General features: G+C 38.4%; 19 protein-coding genes. 13 read left to right on the top strand and 6 right to left on the bottom strand.

Annotation, left to right across the window (positions count from 1 at the left end):
- The first annotated feature begins 11 nt into the window (after window positions 1-11).
- Window positions 12-851, top strand: a complete 840-nt coding sequence (prmC, locus tag R2Q66_RS09610) for a peptide chain release factor N(5)-glutamine methyltransferase (protein WP_316748261.1) — start codon at window positions 12-14, stop codon at window positions 849-851.
- Window positions 852-901: 50 nt separating this feature from the next.
- On the opposite strand, the gene xerD is transcribed toward prmC, so the two are convergent.
- Complete coding sequence (gene xerD, locus R2Q66_RS09605; protein ID WP_316748259.1) at window positions 902-1,801, bottom strand: site-specific tyrosine recombinase XerD; 900 nt, start codon at window positions 1,799-1,801, stop codon at window positions 902-904.
- 44 nt (window positions 1,802-1,845) lie between these two features.
- On the opposite strand from xerD, the gene aroQ reads away from it, so the two are divergent.
- On the top strand, window positions 1,846-2,265 hold the full coding sequence (aroQ, locus tag R2Q66_RS09600; RefSeq protein ID WP_062548767.1) for a type II 3-dehydroquinate dehydratase: 420 nt from the start codon (window positions 1,846-1,848) through the stop codon (window positions 2,263-2,265).
- Window positions 2,266-2,273: 8 nt separating this feature from the next.
- Window positions 2,274-3,233 (top strand): M20/M25/M40 family metallo-hydrolase, encoded by a 960-nt coding sequence (locus R2Q66_RS09595; protein WP_316748255.1) that lies wholly within the window; start codon window positions 2,274-2,276, stop codon window positions 3,231-3,233.
- A 322-nt stretch (window positions 3,234-3,555) separates the two neighbouring features.
- Here R2Q66_RS09595 and R2Q66_RS09590 read toward each other — a convergent pair whose 3' ends face one another.
- Complete coding sequence (locus R2Q66_RS09590; RefSeq protein ID WP_316748253.1) at window positions 3,556-4,575, bottom strand: glycosyltransferase family 2 protein; 1,020 nt, start codon at window positions 4,573-4,575, stop codon at window positions 3,556-3,558.
- Window positions 4,572-5,453, bottom strand: a complete 882-nt coding sequence (locus tag R2Q66_RS09585; protein ID WP_316748252.1) for a lysophospholipid acyltransferase family protein — start codon at window positions 5,451-5,453, stop codon at window positions 4,572-4,574. The genes R2Q66_RS09590 and R2Q66_RS09585 overlap by 4 nt, the downstream gene beginning before the upstream one ends.
- Before the next feature lie 38 nt (window positions 5,454-5,491).
- Between R2Q66_RS09585 and R2Q66_RS09580 the strand changes: the two genes are divergently transcribed.
- The 3 genes from R2Q66_RS09580 to mgtE are packed head-to-tail and all read left to right on the top strand — an operon-like array spanning window position 5,492 to window position 8,595.
- A complete protein-coding gene (locus tag R2Q66_RS09580) occupies window positions 5,492-6,097 on the top strand; it encodes a WbqC family protein (RefSeq protein ID WP_316748250.1) in 606 nt (201 codons plus the stop codon).
- A gap of 2 nt (window positions 6,098-6,099) precedes the next feature.
- Entirely contained in the window at window positions 6,100-7,218 is a 1,119-nt protein-coding gene (gene corA, locus R2Q66_RS09575; protein WP_316748248.1) for a magnesium/cobalt transporter CorA, read from the top strand.
- A gap of 27 nt (window positions 7,219-7,245) precedes the next feature.
- A complete protein-coding gene (gene mgtE / locus R2Q66_RS09570) occupies window positions 7,246-8,595 on the top strand; it encodes a magnesium transporter (protein WP_316748246.1) in 1,350 nt (449 codons plus the stop codon).
- Between the two features lie 76 nt (window positions 8,596-8,671).
- Here the strand turns inward: mgtE and R2Q66_RS09565 are convergent, their stop codons facing one another.
- The 3 genes from R2Q66_RS09565 to R2Q66_RS09555 are packed head-to-tail and all read right to left on the bottom strand — an operon-like array spanning window position 8,672 to window position 11,213.
- Window positions 8,672-10,063: an MATE family efflux transporter gene (locus tag R2Q66_RS09565; RefSeq protein WP_410479400.1), complete on the bottom strand. Its 1,392-nt coding sequence runs from the start codon at window positions 10,061-10,063 to the stop codon at window positions 8,672-8,674.
- 24 nt (window positions 10,064-10,087) lie between these two features.
- Window positions 10,088-10,723: an ATP-binding protein gene (locus tag R2Q66_RS09560; RefSeq protein WP_316748244.1), complete on the bottom strand. Its 636-nt coding sequence runs from the start codon at window positions 10,721-10,723 to the stop codon at window positions 10,088-10,090.
- 4 nt (window positions 10,724-10,727) lie between these two features.
- The gene (locus tag R2Q66_RS09555; protein ID WP_316748242.1) at window positions 10,728-11,213 is read right to left on the bottom strand and encodes a DUF4442 domain-containing protein; all 486 of its coding nucleotides are present in this window, start codon (window positions 11,211-11,213) and stop codon (window positions 10,728-10,730) included.
- 82 nt (window positions 11,214-11,295) lie between these two features.
- Between R2Q66_RS09555 and R2Q66_RS09550 the strand changes: the two genes are divergently transcribed.
- The 7 genes from R2Q66_RS09550 to R2Q66_RS09520 all read left to right on the top strand — a co-directional run bounded on the left by R2Q66_RS09550 (window position 11,296) and on the right by R2Q66_RS09520 (window position 20,884).
- A complete protein-coding gene (locus tag R2Q66_RS09550; protein WP_316748240.1) occupies window positions 11,296-11,604 on the top strand; it encodes a phosphoribosylpyrophosphate synthetase in 309 nt (102 codons plus the stop codon).
- A 106-nt stretch (window positions 11,605-11,710) separates the two neighbouring features.
- On the top strand, window positions 11,711-12,607 hold the full coding sequence (gene hemF, locus R2Q66_RS09545) for an oxygen-dependent coproporphyrinogen oxidase (RefSeq protein ID WP_316748238.1): 897 nt from the start codon (window positions 11,711-11,713) through the stop codon (window positions 12,605-12,607).
- A 131-nt stretch (window positions 12,608-12,738) separates the two neighbouring features.
- Window positions 12,739-15,357, top strand: a complete 2,619-nt coding sequence (gene gyrA, locus R2Q66_RS09540) for a DNA gyrase subunit A (protein WP_316748235.1) — start codon at window positions 12,739-12,741, stop codon at window positions 15,355-15,357.
- A 24-nt stretch (window positions 15,358-15,381) separates the two neighbouring features.
- Window positions 15,382-16,467, top strand: a complete 1,086-nt coding sequence (locus R2Q66_RS09535; RefSeq protein WP_316748233.1) for a tetratricopeptide repeat protein — start codon at window positions 15,382-15,384, stop codon at window positions 16,465-16,467.
- 87 nt (window positions 16,468-16,554) lie between these two features.
- A complete protein-coding gene (locus R2Q66_RS09530; RefSeq protein ID WP_316748232.1) occupies window positions 16,555-17,703 on the top strand; it encodes a hypothetical protein in 1,149 nt (382 codons plus the stop codon).
- A gap of 555 nt (window positions 17,704-18,258) precedes the next feature.
- Window positions 18,259-20,421 carry an FUSC family protein gene (locus tag R2Q66_RS09525; RefSeq protein ID WP_316748230.1) on the top strand — a complete coding sequence of 721 codons (2,163 nt, stop codon included), beginning with the start codon at window positions 18,259-18,261 and terminating at the stop codon, window positions 20,419-20,421.
- 52 nt (window positions 20,422-20,473) lie between these two features.
- Entirely contained in the window at window positions 20,474-20,884 is a 411-nt protein-coding gene (locus R2Q66_RS09520; protein WP_316748228.1) for an organic hydroperoxide resistance protein, read from the top strand.
- Window positions 20,885-20,936 lie beyond the last annotated feature (52 nt).

Raw genomic sequence — 20,936 nt, 5'->3', positions numbered from 1 at the left:
TTTTGCAGGGCATGAATTTAAGCCAGTTATTAGCGCATTTTAAGACAGAATTAAACGATGTTTATGAGGAAGAGGAAGTTAAGTCGATTTTCTCTGTTACGGTAGAACACCTGTTAAAGCTCAACAGGAGTAGTTTAATGATGAATTGGGACAAAGAACTGAATCCGGAAGAGGAAGCCCGTTTTTTGTCGGTTGCAGCTGGATTAAAAGTGCAGAAACCGATTCAGTACTTACTGGGAGAGGCTTATTTCTATGGTTCGTTTTTTAAAGTGAATGAAGCGGTATTGATTCCGAGACCGGAAACCGAAGAACTTGTGGACTGGATTTTAGAAGAAAACATCACCAATAAAAAGGTGATTGACTTTGGAACGGGAAGTGGTTGTATTGCCATCAGCTTAAAAAAACAAGGTAAAGCAGTAGCGGTTACTGCGGTAGATATTTCTGAGGCGGCATTGGCTTTGGCTAAGGAAAACGCTTTAAAACTCGAAGCTGAAGTTAATTTTATTCATGCCGACATTTTGAATCTGAATATTGAGGGGGAGTTTGATATTATTGTGAGCAATCCGCCTTATATTACCGGCACAGAAATGGCCGAAATGCACCAAAATGTTTTGGCGCATGAGCCTCACCTGGCGCTATTTGTTCCGGACGAAAGACCTTTGCTTTTTTATGAAGCTATCGCTGATTTTGCTGTAACACATTTGAAGGTCAATGGTCGGTTATTCTTTGAAATCAATGAGTATTTATCCGAAGAAACGATTCAGATGTTAAAAGATAAGGGCTTTACTGATATCACGCTAAGGAAGGATATGCAAGGGAAACCGAGAATGATTCTTGCAACAAGGGATTAGGTTTATATAGATTTACAATCATCAATTGTGCCATTAATCATTAGACCTGCTTAACTTCTGGGATGAAATCCGTTAATGATATCTTTCAGATAATTTCTGTCCAGGTGTGTGTAAATTTCGGTGGTCGTGATGCTCGAATGTCCCAACATTTCCTGCACCGCACGCAGGTCTGCACCGCCTTCAATCAAATGAGTAGCAAAGGAATGTCGAAAAGTATGCGGACTAATACTCTTCTTTAGCCCTGATACCAGCGCAAGGTCTTTGATGATAGTAAACACCGATATTCTGGACAAACCAGTACCTCTGCGATTTAAAAAAACATAATCTTCATAGCCTTTTTTGATGGGAACATGAACGCGACTGAGTTCCAGGTAGATCTTGATATACTTTAATGCCGTTGCTCCAATAGGGACAATACGCTCTTTGTTTCCCTTTCCAATGATTTTAATAAACTCACTGTCCACGAAAATGTTGGAGATTTTTAGGTTCGTTAACTCTGATACGCGCAATCCGCAACCATATAGCAATTCAATAATGGCCTTGTTTCTCATGCCTTCTGGTTTTGAGGCATCAATAGCTTCAAGCAGGTTGTTGATCTCTTCAATGTTTAACACATCCGGTAATTTCCGACCTAATCTTGGGCTTTCCAGCAAAGCTGAAGGATCTGTGACAATGATTTGCTCTAGCATCAGAAAACTGAAAAAGGATTTCAATCCGGAGATTACCCTTGCTTGTGTGCTGGGTAGCATGCCAAGTTCATTGATCCAGCTGATGAATTTCTTTAAATCTGAACTGCTGATTTCTTTTACCGAAGGGTTTTTCTCAACCGATTCAAAATATTGAAATAGTTTCTGAACATCATTGATATAGGCCGCAACGGAGTTCCCGGAAAGTGAACGCTCCAGTTTCAAATAGGCTTTAAAAGAGGGTATATAAGGGTTATTAATCACACAAAAATTTTCTACTGTAAGTTTTTAGCTTTAAGTTTGAGCTAATGAAGATACAAATTATTAACGGCCCAAATTTAAACCTTTTAGGCGTTCGCGAACCAGGAATCTATGGAAATTTAGGTTTTGATGAATATATAGCACAATTGAGAACCATGTACAGCATCCTTCAAATCGATTACTATCAAAGTAATGTGGAAGGGGAGTTGATCAATAAATTACATGAAGTTGGTTTTGAATATGATGGTATTGTGATCAATGCAGGAGGTTATACCCATACTTCTGTGGCATTGGCTGATGCGATTGCCGCAATTAATACCCCTGTAATAGAGGTTCATGTATCCAATATCTATGCAAGAGAAGAATACAGACACGTGTCATTAACCGGAAAAAACTGTAAAGGTGTGTTAACGGGTTTCGGTCTGGATGGTTATCGTTTAGCAATTGAAAGTCTTTTGAAAAGCTAAACAACCGTATGAAAAAGATTCTTCTATCTGCGGTATGCCTGGCAATCAGCGCATCTGCATTCGCGCAGGCGGATATTACTGAAAAGGAAATTAAGGAACACATCTGGACATTGGCAGCTCCGCAAATGAAAGGTCGTTTTCCGGGAACCAAAGAGAATAAAAAGACCGTTAATTATTTAGTAAAACATTTCAGGAAATCTGGAATTAAGGCTTATAATGGCAGTTATATCCGTGAGTTTACCGCTAAAATGAGGGTAAAAAAAGGTGTACAGGATACCCCTTATGTGCAAACTCAAAATGTAGTTGGGTACATTGAAGGCTCAGATCCGGTTTTAAAACATGAGTTTATTGTGATTGGTGCGCATTACGACCATCTTGGGATGGGAGGGGCCTCCTCCAAAAAACCAGATACAGTAGCCATTCATTTAGGTGCAGATGACAATGCCAGCGGAACTGCTGCGCTTTTAGAAATAGGAGAAAAGCTAGCCGCAAATAAAGCGTTGTTGAAACGTAGTGTAATTGTGATTGCTTTTGGTGCAGAAGAACAGGGTTTATTAGGCTCTAAGTATTTTACAGAACACCCTATAGTACCTTTATCTATGATTAAACTGATGATTAATATGGATATGGTCGGTAGGATGAATGCAGAAAAACACCTGTATATGGGTGGCGCGGCCACATTTGATGGTGGCGTGGAACTATTAACCAGTCTGGGACCTGAAATTGGTGTTCATCCATTTGTAAATCATTATGATGTTGGTGGTTCTGACCATGTTTCGTTCTATAAGAAAGGTATTCCAGTATTGGGATTCCATACAGGTGGCCACCCGCAATACCATACTCCGGAAGACGACAGAAGGTTGATCAATGTACCGGGAGAAAAACTGGTATGTGACTATATCTACAAAGCTTTAACAACTGTAGCGAACAGACCAGGACCGATTATTTTTGTCCCTGAAAAGAAGTAATTTTATACCTGAGAAAATTATACGTACACCTGGATAAAGGTAGAACTACACCTGAGCAGGTTAAGAAAGTATAAAGATTCCCTTAGCAATCAATTGACAACTTGTGTAAATTGATTGCTAAGGGAATTCGTGTTTTAAGGCTGTTGAGTTTGTATTGTAGTGCTGGTTGGCGGAGTGTTAATGAAGGGCTGGCGAGGTGTTGCTAAGGGATAGGCCCTTATCAAGCGTCATCAACCCTTAATGTACTCCTCGTCAACTCCAGGGCAACTACAATTGGTATAGCAGGACCATAGAACTGATGTCGGATTACAATAGAAACTGCTTAGATACCTAAACCACTAAAATACTTGATTTTCTTGATGAAGTAAGCATAAACAATACTGGATGAATAAACACCGGTATGTTTTTGATAGGCAAGCTGTTTTTTCGTTCTCTTTTTTCCATTGACAAATATGTATTTGAAAAAGTGGAAATGAGCCTTACTCACTGACATCGCAAAATCTGTTTTTCCTTGTAATAAGAAGTGAATTAAAGCCACAAAATCAATGAAGAAACGAATGAAAATACGGAAATAAGCATCTGACATCGGCAGGTTTTTCTGCATGATGATCAGGTTATTTCTAAAGTTCAAATAGTTTTTATATGGATTATTGGCATTCAGTGTTCCTCCACCAACGTGGTATACTTCAGCATCCGGGCAGTACATGATTTTGTAGCCCATGTTCTTTAAGCGCCAGCAAAGGTCGATTTCTTCCATGTGTGCGAAGAAATCCGGGTCTAAACCACCAGATTCTTTCCAGCATTTACTTTTAATAAATAAGGCTGCACCACTTGCCCAGAAAATTTCTCTGGCATCATTGTATTGACCATGATCTTCTTCCACGGTATCAAATAAACGACCTCTACAGAAGGGGAAGCAATGTAAGTCCAGATATCCACCGGCAGCACCGGCATATTCAAATTTAGTCTTGTCTTTTTGCCAGATGATTTTTGGTTGTGCAGCAGCGATTTTATCGTCCTTTTCCATCAGGTCGATCACTGGCTGAATCCAGTTCTCAGGCACTTCAACATCAGAATTAAGCAGTACATAATATTCTGCTTCTACTTGTTCCAGTATTTTGCGGTAACCTTCAGCAAAGCCGTAATTCTTATCGTTTTCTATGATGCGAATCTGTGGGTAGTTTTTACGCACAAACGCGACAGAATCGTCCGTTGAGGCATTGTCGCCCACTATAAGTTGCAAATTCGGGTAGATAGATCGTACCACACCCGGTAAAAAGTTCTCCAGAAGTGTTTTTCCGTTCCAATTTAATATTACTACTGCTACACTTGCTGATTTCATGATGCGTATTCTCGTTTTGTTTTCCATCGCCTGTGGCTCCACAGCCAGTAAGACGGTTCTTCGTTAATAATTTGTTCCAGTAGGTTGAAATGCATATCGGTAATTTCGTGTTCCTTTGTCTCTTTTGGTACCGGACAAATGGGTACACAATCTACCTCGTAATAACCTCTTTTGATATATTTCAATTTGAAATAAAAGATAGGCCTATTGGTTTGCATGGCGATTTTTTCGAGCCCTAATAAGGCTGCTGTATCCTGATTTAAGAAGTTTAGCCAGTAATGTGCTTCTCCGCGAACCGGACTCTGATCACTTGCAAAACAGAACATGCTGGCTTCATTTTTAGTACTGGCCAACATTCTTAAAGTCTGTCGCATGGGCACACATACATTACCGTATTTGCTCCTCATTTTTAAGAACCAGTCGCCAAAATAACCGTTATTAAGAGGTTTGTAGATGACATAAGCCGTTTTCGAAAGGCGAATACCCAGGGCCAGCATTCCCCATTCCCAATTTCCATAATGACCGGTACAGGCCAATACGCTTTCTCCTTTGTTGAAATGGGCTTCTACCAGATGTAGGTTCGTGAATTTTACGCGCTTCAATACTTCTTTCTCAGAGATGGAATGCATTTTGATGATTTCAACCACTAAATCGGCAAAGTATCGGAAAAATCTCTTTTCTATCCTGATGATCTCTTCCATGCTTTTTTCCGGAAAGGAATTAACCAGATTTTCACGCACAACCTTTTTTCTGTATCCCACCATATAGTATAGGACGTAGTAACAGATTGTAGCTATTAAATACAAAAACCAGAGGGGTAAGATGGAGAAAAAGTTTAAAAAAACTATTCCTATATGAGAAAAGCTTTTTTTTATCATTATTTTGGCGGATTAAGAGTGCAAACATAAAATAACAGATGCAAAGTTCAGCTATATTCCCTCTTTTTTATCTTCCACCGGTTAGTTATTTCAGAGAATTGAAACGTTTTGGAAACGAGTTTTTACTAGAAAGAGAGGAACATTTCCCAAAACAAACCTTTAGAAACAGGGCTAAAATTTACTCACCTAATGGGAGTTTAGACCTGATCGTTCCGGTAATTCGTGGCAAGAAGCTGCACACCAAAATGAAGGAGGTGAAAATTAGCAATGATTTTAACTGGCAACGCTTACATTGGAAGAGTTTAGAAAGCTGCTACAGAAATTCCGCTTATTTTGAATATTATGAGGATGAGTTCGCCAGATTTTATCACCAGAAGTTCGATTCTCTTTTTGAGTATAACCAGGAGATCATGGATTGGTTGTTTAAGCAATTGAAAATAACCCCAAAATTTGAACTGACAGAAGAATACCATAGTGATGTGCCTGCAGAGCTTGATTTTCGTACCGGTCCGGTATTTAAAAAGCCTGAAGGTGATTTTAAACCTTATTTCCAGGTCTTTGACGACAGAGAAGGTTTTAAGCCAAACTTAAGTATTGTGGACTTGTTGTTTAACCAGGGGCCACAGTCGAAATCCTATTTTTAAATATGGCTAAATCAGCAAAGCACAAAAAGAAACGTCAGCATATCGCGCTACCTCATGCCGGATCTAGTCCGGGAATGATTTATATTGATCCGAAAGCATTAAAACCTGTCATCAAGCTTTATCGTTACAATGCGGAAAGTTATGAGGTCAGGGAATTGAATGATATCGGTAATCTGAAATTCCTTTTACAGGATAAAACGCATACGTTTTGGGTAGAAATTAAAGGTTTTAACTCTTTGGCTTTGTTTGAAACTTTAAGCAGAGATTTTGATGTCAATAAGCTGATTCTCGAAGATATTACCCGGACTTACCAGCGTCCAAAACAGGAAGAATATGAAAACCATGTTTTTGCGGTGAGTAGAATGCTACAACTGGACGAAAACCAGAATCTGGAGAATCAGCAGTATTCTTTTCTTTTGACTGATAATGCCTTGTTTACTTTTCAGGAAAACTATGAGGATTGCCTTGATCCTGTACGTTCCCGATTGAAAATAGGGAAGGGCAATATCCGCATTGGCGGCAGTAGTTACCTGATGTACGCGCTGATGGACATCATTATCGATACTTATTTCGAGATTCTGGGTGTTTGGGGTGATGAACTGGACAATATTGAAGACCGTTTGTTTGATAAACCGGATAAATCAGTCATGTTTGATACGCAACTGATTAAAAGAAACCTGATCAATATCAGAAGGGTAGCCTGGCCGGAACGTGATAAACTGAATGATATTCTTCGCAGTGATAGTCATTTGATTTCTGAACAAACGAAGATGTATATCCGCGATGCTTACGACCATTGTATTCAGATTATTGACATTGTAGAATCCCTCAAAGAGATCTCTGCTAGTAATATAGATATGTATTTATCGATCATCAGCAACCGGATGAATGAGATTATGAAGGTATTGACCATCATTTCTTCGATTTTTATTCCCTTAACTTTCATTGCCGGAATCTATGGTATGAACTTCGCAAATGTAGACCCGATTACCGGTAAACTGCTGCCACAGAACATGCCGGAACTTTACCAGGCCAATGGCTATATGTATACGATGCTGGTAATGGGAGCCATTGCTGTGCTGCAAATCATATATTTCTGGCGCAAAGGATGGTTTAAATAACCCTGATTATTGTAACTTTGGCAATAGATGCAATCCTTCGACCTGGACAAAACAGACGTTTCTAAACTAAAAAACGCCTTAAATAGTGACGATGAACAACTTAAAGTTATTCTATCGCAATATCATGCCTCAGAAATAGCAATACTTTTCGAAAGTATCAATAAGGAAGATCAGGAACGGATCATCAATTTATTACCTGTAGAGATCGCTTCGGAAGTTATTTCCGAGATGCATGAAGAATCTCACCCTGAGGAATTACTGCTGCAATTACACCCGGACAAGAGAACGGAGATCGTAGAAGAGCTGGATTATGATGACGCTACAGACATTATTTCTCAGCTGGAAGAGCATGAGCAAAAGGAAATCCTCAAAGATTTAAGTGAGGATGATGCTTCCAGTATCCGGAATTTATTGAGTTACGATGAAAAAACGGCCGGTGGTTTAATGAACACCGAGTTTATTCGCGTAAATCTTAACCTCACTAAAAAGGATGCGATTGACGAGATAATCCGTCAGAGTGAAGAGATCGAAGAATTCTATACCATTTTTGTGATTGATGATGATAATGTTTTTCAGGGAATCGTTTCGCTGAAAGACATCATTAAAGCAAAAGGGAACGTACATATCACCGAATTGGTGAAAGCTGAAGTGGCCTGGGTAACACCCGACACAGATCAGGAGGAGGTTGCCAGGTTAATTTCTCAATATAACATTACCAGTATTCCGGTTGTAGACAATGACATGAAGTTATTGGGTAGGGTTACTTTCGATGACGTTATCGACGTTTTAGAAGATGAGAACACGGAAGATATCTTAAAGATTTCAGGGGTTTCGGAAGATGAGGAACTAAGTGGCAACTGGGTAGAAGCGGTGAAATCGCGTTTACCATGGTTGATTTTAAACTTAGGAACGGCATTTTTAGCTTCGGCAGTAGTACGGCATTTTGGTTCTACGATTGAGAAGATTGCGGTGCTTTCTGCTTACATGACGATCATTGCCGGTATGGGTGGAAATGCGGCAACGCAGGCCCTGGCTGTTACCGTAAGAAGGATTTCCTTATACGACCTAACCGATAATCAGGCTTACCGTACGGTATTAAAAGAGTTTACAGTTGGTCTGATCAATGGTGCGGTTACTGGTTTAATCGTGTTTATGTTCGCTATATTTTTCGACAGCAATCCTTTGTTGGGTGTGGTGATCTTTTTAGCGATGACAGGTAATTTACTGATTGCCGGAGTTACTGGCGCTGGCATTCCTTTAATACTAAAAAGAGTAGGTATTGACCCAGCTATCGCATCTTCCATTATCATTACCACATTTACAGATGTTTTTGGATTTTTGCTATTATTAGGATTAGCCAGCAAATTGTTACTATAAGCTGGTTTCTTAGCACATAAAAAAGCCCTGTTAATTCTCTTTTGAAATTAACAGGGCTTTTCATTTATAGGGCTCGTTATGCTGATTTAGCAAGCAGTCTGGTTTTATTCTGGAACCTAAAAAACAGCAATACAGAGGCGGTTAATAAACCGAAAGTTAAGCCGTACCAGATTCCATTTACGCCTAAATCTAATTGAATCCCCAGGTAATATCCCAATGGAATACCAATTACCCAATAGGCAAGAAAGGTGATGAAGGTGGGGATATTGACATCGCCAATACCTCTTAATATACCTAACCCGACTACCTGAGTGCCGTCGAAAAGCTGGAAGAAACCGGCAATAACCAGCAATTGAGCTGCGATATTGATCACTGCTGTGTCTTCTGTATAGATATATGGCAATAAATTATTGGCCGCAATAAACAGAATCGCAGTAATGCTCATGAATAAAATAATGACATGGTAACTCGCAATTGCGGATTGTCTGAGGTCGAGGAAGTTTTTCTTCCCAAAGTTATTTCCTGTTTTAATGGTTGCCGCAGAAGCAATCCCGCTACCCATCATATAGGTTACGGCGGCAAGGTTCATGGCTACCTGATGAGCTGCTTGTTCTACCGCGCCAATGGTACCAATCAAGATGGCTGCACCACTAAAAGCACTGATCTCAAATGAATATTGTAAAGCTACCGGGGCGCCAATCTTGATAATCTTCTTTGCCCGTACTTTATCAAAAAAGCTGACTTTAAAGCTTTTGATATATTCTTTGAAATATTTAGATTTTAACACGTAAATAGACATCACAATGGCCATCAAGGTACGGTCTACCAAAGTACTGATACCAACACCCTTTACACCCATAGGGGCGATTCCGAACATTCCTTTAACCAGGATAATTCCTAAAACAATGTTGAGCAGGTTTCCCCAGATAGACACAAACATGGCTTGTTTAGTGAATCCAAGTCCTTCTGCAAATTGCTTAAAGGTTTGGAAGATCATCAGCGGAATGATGGAAATGGCCAGGTAGCCTAAATAAGGTTTTGCATAGGCAACTACTTCCGGCGATTGTCCGAGGTGATCGATAACGAGTAAAGTTCCCAGGTGGACAAAACCATAGAGTAAAATAGAGGTAAAGATGTTAATGATTAAACTGTTGGACAATAATTTACCGCATTCATCGTAGTTCTTGCGTCCGTTTTCCTGCGCCATTAAAGGGGTTAATCCGTACGAAATCCCCATTCCTATCACGAGGATCAGCATAAAAAGACTGTTGACCAGAGAAACTGCTGCCAACTGAATGGTGCCGGCAAAATGCCCTACAATTACACTGTCGGCTAAATGAACAAGGGTATGTCCCAGTTGAGATACCACAATCGGCATCGCCAACCGAAGGTTATCGGAGTAATATGGTTTATATTTTGAATATAGTGTTTGTAGCATTGCTACAAAAGTCGGTATTTCTTCCCTCATTTCTTGAGGTTGGAATTATTTTACCTAATGTTGTTGTGGAATTGATGTAAAATATTCTTCCTTTTCGGAACTGTGGGGATGGATAGCCCCACTTAGAATTTGTTCAACGAGTATCTTTTGGGCCTTTTTATAGGAAGTCTTCAGGATTTTACTGTATTGCTTTAAAGTAATTCGCCCTTCCTGTGTTAAGTATTCGAATAACATTTTTTCTTCTTTTCCATGGGGTACCTGTGGTGGCGGACTTTCAGTACTTTTTTTAATGACCTCTACCAGGATTTTACTGGCCAGCAGACTTTTGTCCTGAATCCGGAAATACACCCACCATTTCTTGTTTTCATCCAGGGCGTAATGGGGCTTAGTATCACTTTTTTCAATATTGACGATGAGGACAAGTTTATCCTCCACATAAACCTCTTCAAAGCTCAGGTCGATTGCCGGTCTACAAAATTGCTGTGCAGATTTGAGAAGCATATATCTTTCTTCATCCTCAGATTTCACACCTTTAATCGTCCCGTCATCGGCCACGCCAATGAGTAATTGTCCGCCTTTATGGTTGGCAAAAGCGACAATACTGCGGGCAATTTTCTCGGAATTGTTAATGGTTTTTTTGAAATCAAGGGTGGTCCCTTCGCCTTGGAGGATGAGTTTCTTGAGGTTCATAGTGCTAATAGGCAATGCGTGGTTTTTCTCCCAAATGTAAATTTCGTACATAAATTTCATTCATCACGGTGGCGCATAATTCTCCTGCGGCATTGGTGATTTCCATCGGGTATGCTTTGACGAATTTGCCGCTGGTATTCATCGCCTCTATGGCTTCATTAAGCATCTCGTCGCTTACGGTGATGGTGAAAAACAGGTCTCCATGTCCAGGTTTAAGATATTGTATGGAAGCACTTTTTAGCCATACCCGTACTTTATAGCCTTCTCTTTTCAGGAGCTGATCAAATAATAAGGCATAGAAGGGGTCTGTTGCCGCGTAAATCGTTCCACCGAATATAGAACCGTTGTAATTCTTATTGAAAAGGCTTCTGTTGATTTTTACATCGACACCCCGAAAACCCTTATGGAATTTTTTCACCCATATACGCTGGAATAATAGTGGTGGATACAAACAAAGTCCCCATTTTAGCGTTTTTTCTGATACTACCATGATGCTTAAATATCTGAAAGTTTATTGAACTATGAAACTTAAAAAGGTCCACACTACAATTAATTTTTATTAAATTAGAGCTATGTATATTTATGACACCCTCACCGATGCTGTTGCTGACCTCGAGAAGAGAGGTTATGAGCATGATTTTATCCTGGCACCAGATTGTATAGAATGTAAGGCAATTGATTTACAATTGATGCCTGAAGAGTTCGAAATCGATGAATTTTACCGTTTTGAAGGGATGAATGATCCCGGAGACAGTGCGGTAATTTATGCGATTTCGTCCCCGGTGGGAAACCTTAAAGGCGTATTAATTGATGCTTATGGAGTATATGCTGAAAATGTATCACCAGATCTTTTAGATAAGTTGAAAATGCACCACGATTAGTGATTTTGGTGGCTTTACCGGCATTATGTCAAAAAAATGTACTATCTCAACTTTAGCAGCAAAGGGGCTTTTTTAAAAGTTAACTTTGAGGATAAGTTTTAGAGAAATGGTATTTAAAGATAAAGTAGTCGCAGCTTTCCAGAAAATTCAGGACTCCATTTGCCAGGGTTTGGAACAAACTGATGGTAAAGGAAAATTTGAAGAAGAATTATGGAGCCGTGAAGGTGGCGGTGGTGGCAGAACACGAATTCTGCAAAATGGAAATGTAATCGAAAAAGGTGGCGTAAACTTCTCCGCAGTCTACGGTAAATTACCGGATGCAATCAAGAAGTCTTTTAAGCTGGAGAACGATGATTTCTTTGCAACTGGTGTTTCTATTGTGATGCACCCTAATAATCCCTTCGTGCCTATTATACACATGAATATCCGTTATTTTGAGATGGATGATCAGACCCGTTGGTTTGGCGGTGGGATAGACCTGACGCCGCATTATGTAATTGATACGGATGCGCGTTATTTTCATCATTTGCTGAAACAGACTTGTGATGAATTTGATGCTTCTTTTTACCCTAAATTTAAAGCGCATGCTGATGATTATTTCTTCATCAAACACCGGGAAGAAACCCGTGGAGTAGGTGGTATTTTTTATGATAAACTGAAACCTGAAAACACAGGATTGGATTTTGACCGTTTATTAGATTTCTCCACCGCAGTTGGAAATACTTTTCTTCCGGCCTATACAGAGCTGATCGACAGGAACCGTGATGCTGATTTTAGTGCCGAAGAACAGGAATGGCAATACCTGAGGAGATCCCGTTATGCGGAGTTTAATTTAGTGTATGATGCAGGGACAAAATTTGGTCTGGAAACCAATGGGAGGATCGAATCTATCCTAATGAGCTTACCTCCAATGGCCAAATGGGTCTATAATTATCAGGCAATACCGGATAGCCCGGAAGCGGATACCTTGAGTAAGCTAAAAAAAGGCATTGAGTGGGCTTAATCCCACTATTTGGTCCTAAAATATATACGATAAATTTTTTCCACAATGCGCCTTTATGGCGCATTTTTTATTAAATTCGCAAGGTTATAAGAATACCACGTTTAAATCGTTCTTAGGGAACATTACTATTTATGGCAGAAGATTTAGAAAATCAAGAAAACGACAAAATAATAAAAATCAATATTGACGAGCAGATGAAATCCGCTTACATCGATTATTCGATGTCGGTTATTGTATCAAGGGCTTTACCTGATGTTCGTGATGGATTAAAACCAGTTCACCGCCGTGTTTTATACGGTATGTTGGACCTGGGACTTGCAAATAACAAACCTTATAAAAAATCTGCCCGTATTGTTGGGGAGGTATTAGGTAAGTATCACCCGCATGGTGATGCTTCTGTTTATAACACCATGGTTAGGATGGCTCAGGAATGGAGCTTAAGGTACCTAATGGTGGAAGGTCAGGGTAACTTTGGATCTATTGATGGTGACTCTCCGGCAGCAATGCGTTATACGGAAGCTCGTTTCCAGAAGATTGCAGAAGATATGCTTGCTGATATCAACAAAGATACGGTGGATTTCCAGCTTAACTTTGATGATTCCCTACAGGAACCAACTGTTCTTCCAGCTAAAGTTCCAAACTTACTGATCAATGGTTCTTCCGGTATTGCGGTTGGTATGGCTACGAATATGCCACCACACAATATTACGGAGGTAATCAATGGAACGATTGCTTATATCGAGAATAACGAAATCACTATACCTGAATTAATGAAGCACATAAAGGCCCCTGATTTTCCTACAGGAGCAATTATTTATGGCTACACAGGTGTTCAGGAAGCTTTCGAAACAGGTAGAGGTCGTATCGTAATGCGCGCTAAAGCGGAGATCGAAACGAATAAAGACCGCGAAACAATTATCGTTACTGAAATCCCTTATCAGGTAAATAAAGCGATGATGATTGAGCGTACCGCTGAACTGGTAGGTGAGAAAAAAATCGACGGTATTTCCAATATTAAAGATGAATCTAACAAGGATGGTATCCGTATCGTTTATGAAATTAAACGTGATGCGAATGCTGCAATTGTTTTAAATAACCTGTTTAAACAGACTGCTTTACAGACTTCATTTAGTGTAAATAACATTGCACTTGTGAATGGCAGACCGCAGATGTTGAACGTGAAAGATCTGATTCGTCATTTCGTTGACCACAGACATAATGTAGTGGTTAGAAGAACGAAATTTGAACTGGCAGAAGCTAAGAAAAGAGCGCATATTCTGGAAGGTTTATTAATTGCCTTAGATCATATTGAAGAAGTAATTAAATTAATTCGTGCATCTAACACTCCTGAAGAAGCGAGAGTTGGGTTAATGGAGAAATTTGGTTTGAGTGATATTCAAGCCAGAGCCATTCTTGACATGACCTTACGTAGGTTAACAGGTCTGGAACGCGATAAAATCAAAGAGGAATTTGATGAATTAATGAAAACTATTGACTACTTACAATCTATTCTGGATTCAGAAGATTTACGTATGCAAATCATTAAGGATGAATTGGCTGAAATGATGGAAAAATACGGTGATGAGCGTAGAACTCAAATCGTACATTCTGCGGAAGACATGAGCATGGAAGACTTTATCGAAGATGAAGACGTAGTGATCACGATTTCTCATGAAGGTTATATCAAACGTACACCTGCAACTGAATACCGTACTCAAGGTAGAGGCGGTAAAGGTTCTAAAGGTAGTGATTCAAGAAATGAAGACTTTATTGAGCATTTATTGGTGGCTTCAAACCACAACTATATGTTGTTCTTTACAGAATCAGGTCGTTGTTTCTGGTTGAGAGTATATGAAATTCCTGAAGGATCAAGACTAAGTAAAGGTAGAGCAATTCAGAATATCATCAATATCCCGAAAGAGGAAAAAATTAAAGCATACATCAAGGTAAAGAATTTGAAGGACCAGGAATATCTGGAAAACAATTACATTATCATGTGTACTAAAAAAGGAACGATTAAGAAAACCTCTTTAGAAGCTTATTCAAGACCACGTGTAAATGGTATCAATGCGATTAACATTAACGAAGGTGATCAACTTTTAGAAGCAAGTTTAACTACAGGAAAAAGCGAAATTGTAATGGCTTTACGTTCTGGAAGAGCAATTCGTTTCAATGAGGAGAAAGTTAGACCAATGGGTAGAACTGCAACCGGAGTAAGAGGTGTAACGCTTGCACATGACCAGGATGAAGTTGTTGGCATGATTGCTGTTGATGATCCAGGTGTAACTATTTTAGTAGTTTCAGAAAAAGGTTACGGTAAACGTACTGATATCGAAGATTACCGCGTTACTAATAGAGGTGGTAAAGGTGTTAAAACCATTAGTGTAACGGAAAAAACCGGTGCATTGGTAGCCATCAAAAACGTAACTGATGCGGATGATTTAATGATCATTAACAAATCTGGTATCGTGATTAGAATTGTTGTCAGCGAACTTAGGGTAATGGGTAGAGCAACGCAAGGTGTTCGTCTGATCAACCTTAAAGGTAATGATGAAATTGCTTCAGTTGCTAAAATTGAGCACGAAGACGAGGAAATCGAATTGGAAGAAGGCGAAGAAGGCGCGGTTGTTGTAAATGACGCTATTGCTACTGAAGACTCAGATTTAGCATCAGAAGAAATCATCGACGAGGAAATCGAAGAAGATGATGAAGAGGCTGAGGATGACACTGAAGAAGAAGAAGAAAATTAAATTTTTGACCCATAAATAAACAAGATGAAAAAAGTACTTTTTAGTATGCTACTTGTAGGTGCTGCCACCTGTGCAAATGCACAAAAAAGTGAAGTAAATGAAGCTAAGAAAATCTGGGGAATGCTGATGATCCCTAAGACGGAAACTCTAGCTGAAAGCTTGAAAACTCTGGATGGAGGTTTAGCCCATACGGATAATGCGATTGTTCATGAGAAATCTAAAACAATGCCTGAAGCATGGTCTTACAGAGCTTTATTTGCTTCTAGAATTGCATTAGTGGATTCATTGGATCTTAATAATGCTAAAGCAAAACAAAAGATTGCTGAAGAAGCAATTGTACAAGCAAAAGCCTTAGATACTAAAGGTGCAGAGAAAGAGAATATCCAGCAAGCAGAAATCAATGTAGATAATGCCATGAGAAATCGTGCGATCTTTGCCTACAACAAAAAAGATTTTGCTGCTGCTTTAGCCGCTTTCAATGAAGTAACTACTAAAACTCCAACGGATACTTCTATGTATGTTAACGCAGGTGTTACTGCGAAAGCAATAGAAAACTATCCTGAAGTAGTTAGAAATTTCAAAAAAGCGATTGATTTAGGTTATAAAGATTCAAAAGTGCTTTACTCTGAAATTATCAATGTTACTTTCGATAAGTTAAAAGATACAGTAGCTGGTTTGGCTATTCTAAAAGAAGCTGGTAGCAAATTCCCTGATGATTCTTATTTCATCGGTCTGGAAACTGATCTTTATATCAAATCTGGTGATATTGCAAAATCTCAGGAGATGTTGAATAAATTAATTGCGAAAGATCCTAAAAATGCGATCTACCATTATTTATTAGGAGATACATACTACAAACAAGCTTTAGCCTTACAGACGGAAAGAAATAAAATCGATCCGAAGAAAACTAAAGAATTTAATGCAGTTAGTGCTAAAATGATTGGCTTTATTGACCAATCAACTCCTCACTACAAAACTGCGTTGGAATTAGATCCTAAAAATGAAAATGCTTTAGAAAACCTGAAAATCATTTATTTATTTAAAGATGACAAAGTGAACTATGAAGCAACCAAGAAAAAACTGGACGCTTTAAAAGCAACACAACCTTAATCGGTACGTAATAATTCTATTAAAAAGGAGGGGTAATTTTTATCCCTCCTTTTTTTTTATAAGTTTGTAGCTCGAACACACTCTGGTATGAAAAAAATCTATTTATTTAATGCTGCTATCCTTGTTTTATTGAGTGCTAACCATGCTTTTTCGCAAAAAAGTCAATTACAAATTGCGAGAAATAGTGTAGGAAAACTTCAAATGGCCATTGCCGGTAAACAAGATGAGAAAAAACAGCTGAGTATACTAGGAGAGGGGCTCAAAGCCGCTGAAGCCGCTCAGAATGACAAAAAGACAAAAAAATGGCCGGAAACCTGGGCAATTAAAGCTTATCTAAGTGCTTATGTTTCTATTATTGATACGGATGTCAGTAATTCTGACCGCTACTACAATCTAGCAATTGAAGCTATTGATTCTGCGAAAAGACTGGATAAATTTCAGGCAAATTCTCAGTTAATTTCCGCTGCTGTCTACAATGTCAATATAAAAAAACAGGATAAAGGAAATACTGCTTTTGCAAGCAATGATTTTAATACTGCTTTTGAACTGTTGAAAGAAGTGAGTGATTTTTTTCCAAAAGACACAACGCTGGCAATAAATACGGCTCTAGCTGCGCAAAATTTACAATCCTTAGATAAGGCATTGGTGTATTATAAGCGAGCTAAAGACAATGGAATTAAAAATCCTGTCGTGTATCAAAAGCTCAGTGGAATTTATTCTTCTAAATTTGAACATGAACTGGCTTTGAAAGCTTTAGAGGATGGATTGAAAATGAATCCTTATAATGTATACCTGACTAATGATTACATCAATTTGTTGCTGGATACAGAAAAGTATGAAGACGCGATCCGTGTGATAGAATCTACTTTAAAAACGGAAAGTAAAAACAAATTATTGTATTTTCTTTACGGATATCTGCAGCAGCATAAAGCAAACAACAGTACTGCGATTTTAGCTTATAATAAGGCATTGAGCATTGATGAGAATTATTTTGATGCGCTTCATCAATTAGGAATTGCTTATATAAATGCAGCGAATGAATCGCTTAAAACAAAAAAAGCTGGCGACAGTCCGTCATTTGCATCTTATATCAACCGTGCAGAAATTGCATTATTGCAAGCTCACGAAATCAATCAGAACGACAAGTCTACAGTTCAAATGCTGATTGATATTTATACCAGAAAAAACAGACTGGACAAAGTTCAGGAGCTGAAAGGGAAGCTGGAAGAGTTTTAATTAGAACCCAAAATATTACGAATAATCATATAAATAGCTTACTGAGTAGGCTATTGCATAACACTACTTAACATAATATTAATTATAAGACAATTATTGTGCTGGATTTTGGATTTGCTTTTTAAAGCAAGATTTTCAGTGTAAATCACTGTATTTGATTCTACATCAAGTCGGATGAATTTCATAAGCCAGAATTGGCTGCATTATTGAAATTTCCGGAACAACTATGCGAATCTTCATTTAGTTGATTTAAAGCATCTTAAGGCATATTCAACCTATACTACATACCTGGAATTCGCCTCGATTCTGGCTCATATTCAATAAACGTTCGATTTTTAGTCCCGTCAGCTGTTTATTGACCTTTTTTGAGTCTTTAAATTCTTTTCTTAATCTAAAATAGAGAAAAACGTTCACATTTCTTGCAGTATGATTATCAGAAATAAAATTATTTTTAGATATGAGGCAATAAATCTTAATACTGTGGTATGATTTTGTTATTTTGCATAAAGCAGTTGTTAATGGCACAATTGATGATTGTAAATCTATTTTTACGCTATGTTCAATCGTCCAGTCAGAAGTATCCAGGATTTTTTATTAAGCACCTATTTCGCTGATGGCCTCCGGATTACTATCGGGGTGCTCTGCCCCTCTCTTATTCTTGCTCAATTTGGTCTGCTTCAATACGGAATGACCTTATCCTTAGGTGCTTTGTGCGTAAGTGTTGTAGATTCTCCCGGCCCAATTGTTCACCGTAGAAATGCAATGTTGATTACTACCGGTTTGATTACAATTATTTCAATTGTGGTGGGTTTAACCAATAGTAATGTTTATTTCATTGGTACACTGCTATTTATCTGTAGTTTCGGGTTTTCTATGCTTTTTCTTTATGGCCTAAGGTCTGCTGCTATAGGTACTGCTGCCCTACTTATTATGGTCTTAAGTATTGATGATGTTAGGCCCTGGAAAGAGGTACTGGTATTTGCGCTACTCATATTTATAGGTAGTATTTGGTACACGTTATTGAGCTATTTTGTCTACAGAATCAGGCCATTTCGATTAGTTCAACAAACATTAAGTGATTCTATTCATGAAATTTCTGAGTTTTTAAGGGCTAAAGCCAGATTTTATCATCAAAATACTGATTATGATGAGAACTATGCGAAGCTATTACAGCTACAGGTTCTTGTACACGAAAAACAAGATGCAGTCCGTGAAGTTCTATTTAAAACGAGAGAAATTATCAGGGAATCTACCCCTGAAGGACGTTTTCTTTTGTTGGTATTTGTTGATATGGTGGACCTTTTTGAGCAAGTCATGTCTACTTATTATAATTACGAACAACTTCATGATCAATTTGATGAATCTGGTATTTTAGCGCATTATGAGTCTGTTATTATAAAGATTGCGGATGAATTGGATGAGATTGCATTTGCTTTAAAAAGTGGTGGTGTTCCTAAGGTACCAACCTCCTTAATTGAAGATGTAGAGACACTTAGGAATGAAATCACCACACTCGAAAAGAACAATACGGACGGTAAATACAATACTTTAGGCATTATTGCACTTAAGAATATTGAAGTAAACATTGAAAACATCCTCTCCAGGGTAAAAACAATCAACGGTTACTTTAATAAAAAAGAAAAGAAGAATCTCAAGCCAAGAGAAATTGATGTCGAGCGTTTTATCACCAGACAATCCATTGATTTAAAATTATTATTTGAAAATTTAACCTTTACCTCCTCTACTTTTAGACACTCTTTGAGAGTTGCTATTGTGATGTTGATTGGATTTGTGGTCGCAAGACTATTAAATTTCTCCCATAGCTACTGGATTTTATTGACCATCCTGGTAATTTCCAAACCAGGTTTCAGCCTTACAAAAAAGCGAAATTATGAGCGCTTAATCGGGACCGTAATCGGGGCATTTATTGGTATGGGGATATTGGTGTATGTGCAGGATAAACATACTTTATTTGTCATTCTCCTTTTCTGCATGATTGGTTGTTATAGCTTTCAGCGTAAAAATTATGTGGTGAGCGTTTTGTTTATGACGCCTTATATTCTGGTACTTTTTGATTTCCTAGGTATGGGTGGACTGTCTGTGGCACGTGAACGCATTTATGACACCTTGATTGGTTCTGGAATCGCCTTATTGGCAAGCTATTCTTTATTTCCAAATTGGGAACATCAAAAGCTAAAGGAAGCCATGTTGGCCACCTTAAAGGCAAATATGAATTACTTTGAACAGGTTACTTTTTTATACACTGACGATACCCACAATATGACAAATTATAAGGTGGCACGGAAAGAAGTATATGTAACGACGGCAAATCTTGCTTCCCTGTTTCAACGCATGTTTTCTGAGCCAAAAAGTAAGCAATTGCGTATGAAGGAGCTTCACCAGTTTACGGCCTTAAATCATCTTTTATCATCTTATGTAGCTACATTGTCCTTATACAATAAAGAGCATTCTTTTAAAATTTCAAATTTCGATGACCTGAAACCTGTCGTAAATAACACCACTTACCTGATGAATTTATCTATTGAGGTGTTGAATAGTCACAGTACTTCATTGAGCAATGTACCATTGATTAGACAGCCGTTAAAAACCGAAAAAACGAGCCAGGACAATCATGACGATATTATCCATGAACAGTTTGACATGATTCAAAAAGTAGCTTATGATATTTTCAAGCTGTGTGAAAAAATTAAAATATAAAACTTTCGCTGGTCTGGAACTGTTGTAAGGGTATTAAAAGTTAAATCAAATTATGGAAAAAATATATACAGCATCCGTTACGGCAAAAGGTGGCAGAGACGGACATATCAAATCAAGCGATGGAACAATAGAATTTGACTTAAGAAAGCCAAGGGAAATGGGTGGACAAGGTGGAGCGACTAATCCGGAACAATTGTTTGCAGCAGCCTGGGGGCCTTGTTATTTAGGAGCTTTAGGTGCGGTAGCAATTCATGACGGTGTAGATGTCTCTGAAGCTACTGTAGAAGTTCATGTCTCTTTTAATAAAGATGATAACTCGTTTGTACTATCAGCAGATTTGGATGTACACATTCCTGGCATCACCACAGAAGAAGCGCAAAAATTAGCAGACAAAGCACATCGTGCCTGTCCATATTCAAAAGCAACACGAGGAAATATCGAAACACGTGTAACTGCGATTTAAGATCAAATTCAAAAAAAAATGGCTCTGGAACTAGTTTTTAGGGCCATTTTTT

This window comes from Pedobacter gandavensis, from assembly GCF_032677645.1.
Classification (GTDB): domain Bacteria; phylum Bacteroidota; class Bacteroidia; order Sphingobacteriales; family Sphingobacteriaceae; genus Pedobacter; species Pedobacter gandavensis_A.
The sequence above is the reverse complement of the archived record's forward strand: the minus strand, read 5'-3'. Positions and strand labels throughout refer to the sequence as shown.

Coding starts and splice junctions, on each gene's coding strand:
- prmC (WP_316748261.1), top strand. CDS start 12: ATGAATTTAAGCCAGTTATTAGCGCATTTTAAGACAGAATTAAACGAT.
- aroQ (WP_062548767.1), top strand. CDS start 1,846: ATGAAGATACAAATTATTAACGGCCCAAATTTAAACCTTTTAGGCGTT.
- R2Q66_RS09595 (WP_316748255.1), top strand. CDS start 2,274: ATGAAAAAGATTCTTCTATCTGCGGTATGCCTGGCAATCAGCGCATCT.
- R2Q66_RS09590 (WP_316748253.1), bottom strand. CDS start 4,575: ATGAAATCAGCAAGTGTAGCAGTAGTAATATTAAATTGGAACGGAAAA.
- R2Q66_RS09585 (WP_316748252.1), bottom strand. CDS start 5,453: ATGATAAAAAAAAGCTTTTCTCATATAGGAATAGTTTTTTTAAACTTT.
- R2Q66_RS09580 (WP_316748250.1), top strand. CDS start 5,492: ATGCAAAGTTCAGCTATATTCCCTCTTTTTTATCTTCCACCGGTTAGT.
- corA (WP_316748248.1), top strand. CDS start 6,100: ATGGCTAAATCAGCAAAGCACAAAAAGAAACGTCAGCATATCGCGCTA.
- mgtE (WP_316748246.1), top strand. CDS start 7,246: ATGCAATCCTTCGACCTGGACAAAACAGACGTTTCTAAACTAAAAAAC.
- R2Q66_RS09565 (WP_410479400.1), bottom strand. CDS start 10,063: ATGAGGGAAGAAATACCGACTTTTGTAGCAATGCTACAAACACTATAT.
- R2Q66_RS09560 (WP_316748244.1), bottom strand. CDS start 10,723: ATGAACCTCAAGAAACTCATCCTCCAAGGCGAAGGGACCACCCTTGAT.
- R2Q66_RS09555 (WP_316748242.1), bottom strand. CDS start 11,213: ATGGTAGTATCAGAAAAAACGCTAAAATGGGGACTTTGTTTGTATCCA.
- R2Q66_RS09550 (WP_316748240.1), top strand. CDS start 11,296: ATGTATATTTATGACACCCTCACCGATGCTGTTGCTGACCTCGAGAAG.
- hemF (WP_316748238.1), top strand. CDS start 11,711: ATGGTATTTAAAGATAAAGTAGTCGCAGCTTTCCAGAAAATTCAGGAC.
- gyrA (WP_316748235.1), top strand. CDS start 12,739: ATGGCAGAAGATTTAGAAAATCAAGAAAACGACAAAATAATAAAAATC.
- R2Q66_RS09535 (WP_316748233.1), top strand. CDS start 15,382: ATGAAAAAAGTACTTTTTAGTATGCTACTTGTAGGTGCTGCCACCTGT.
- R2Q66_RS09530 (WP_316748232.1), top strand. CDS start 16,555: ATGAAAAAAATCTATTTATTTAATGCTGCTATCCTTGTTTTATTGAGT.
- R2Q66_RS09525 (WP_316748230.1), top strand. CDS start 18,259: ATGTTCAATCGTCCAGTCAGAAGTATCCAGGATTTTTTATTAAGCACC.
- R2Q66_RS09520 (WP_316748228.1), top strand. CDS start 20,474: ATGGAAAAAATATATACAGCATCCGTTACGGCAAAAGGTGGCAGAGAC.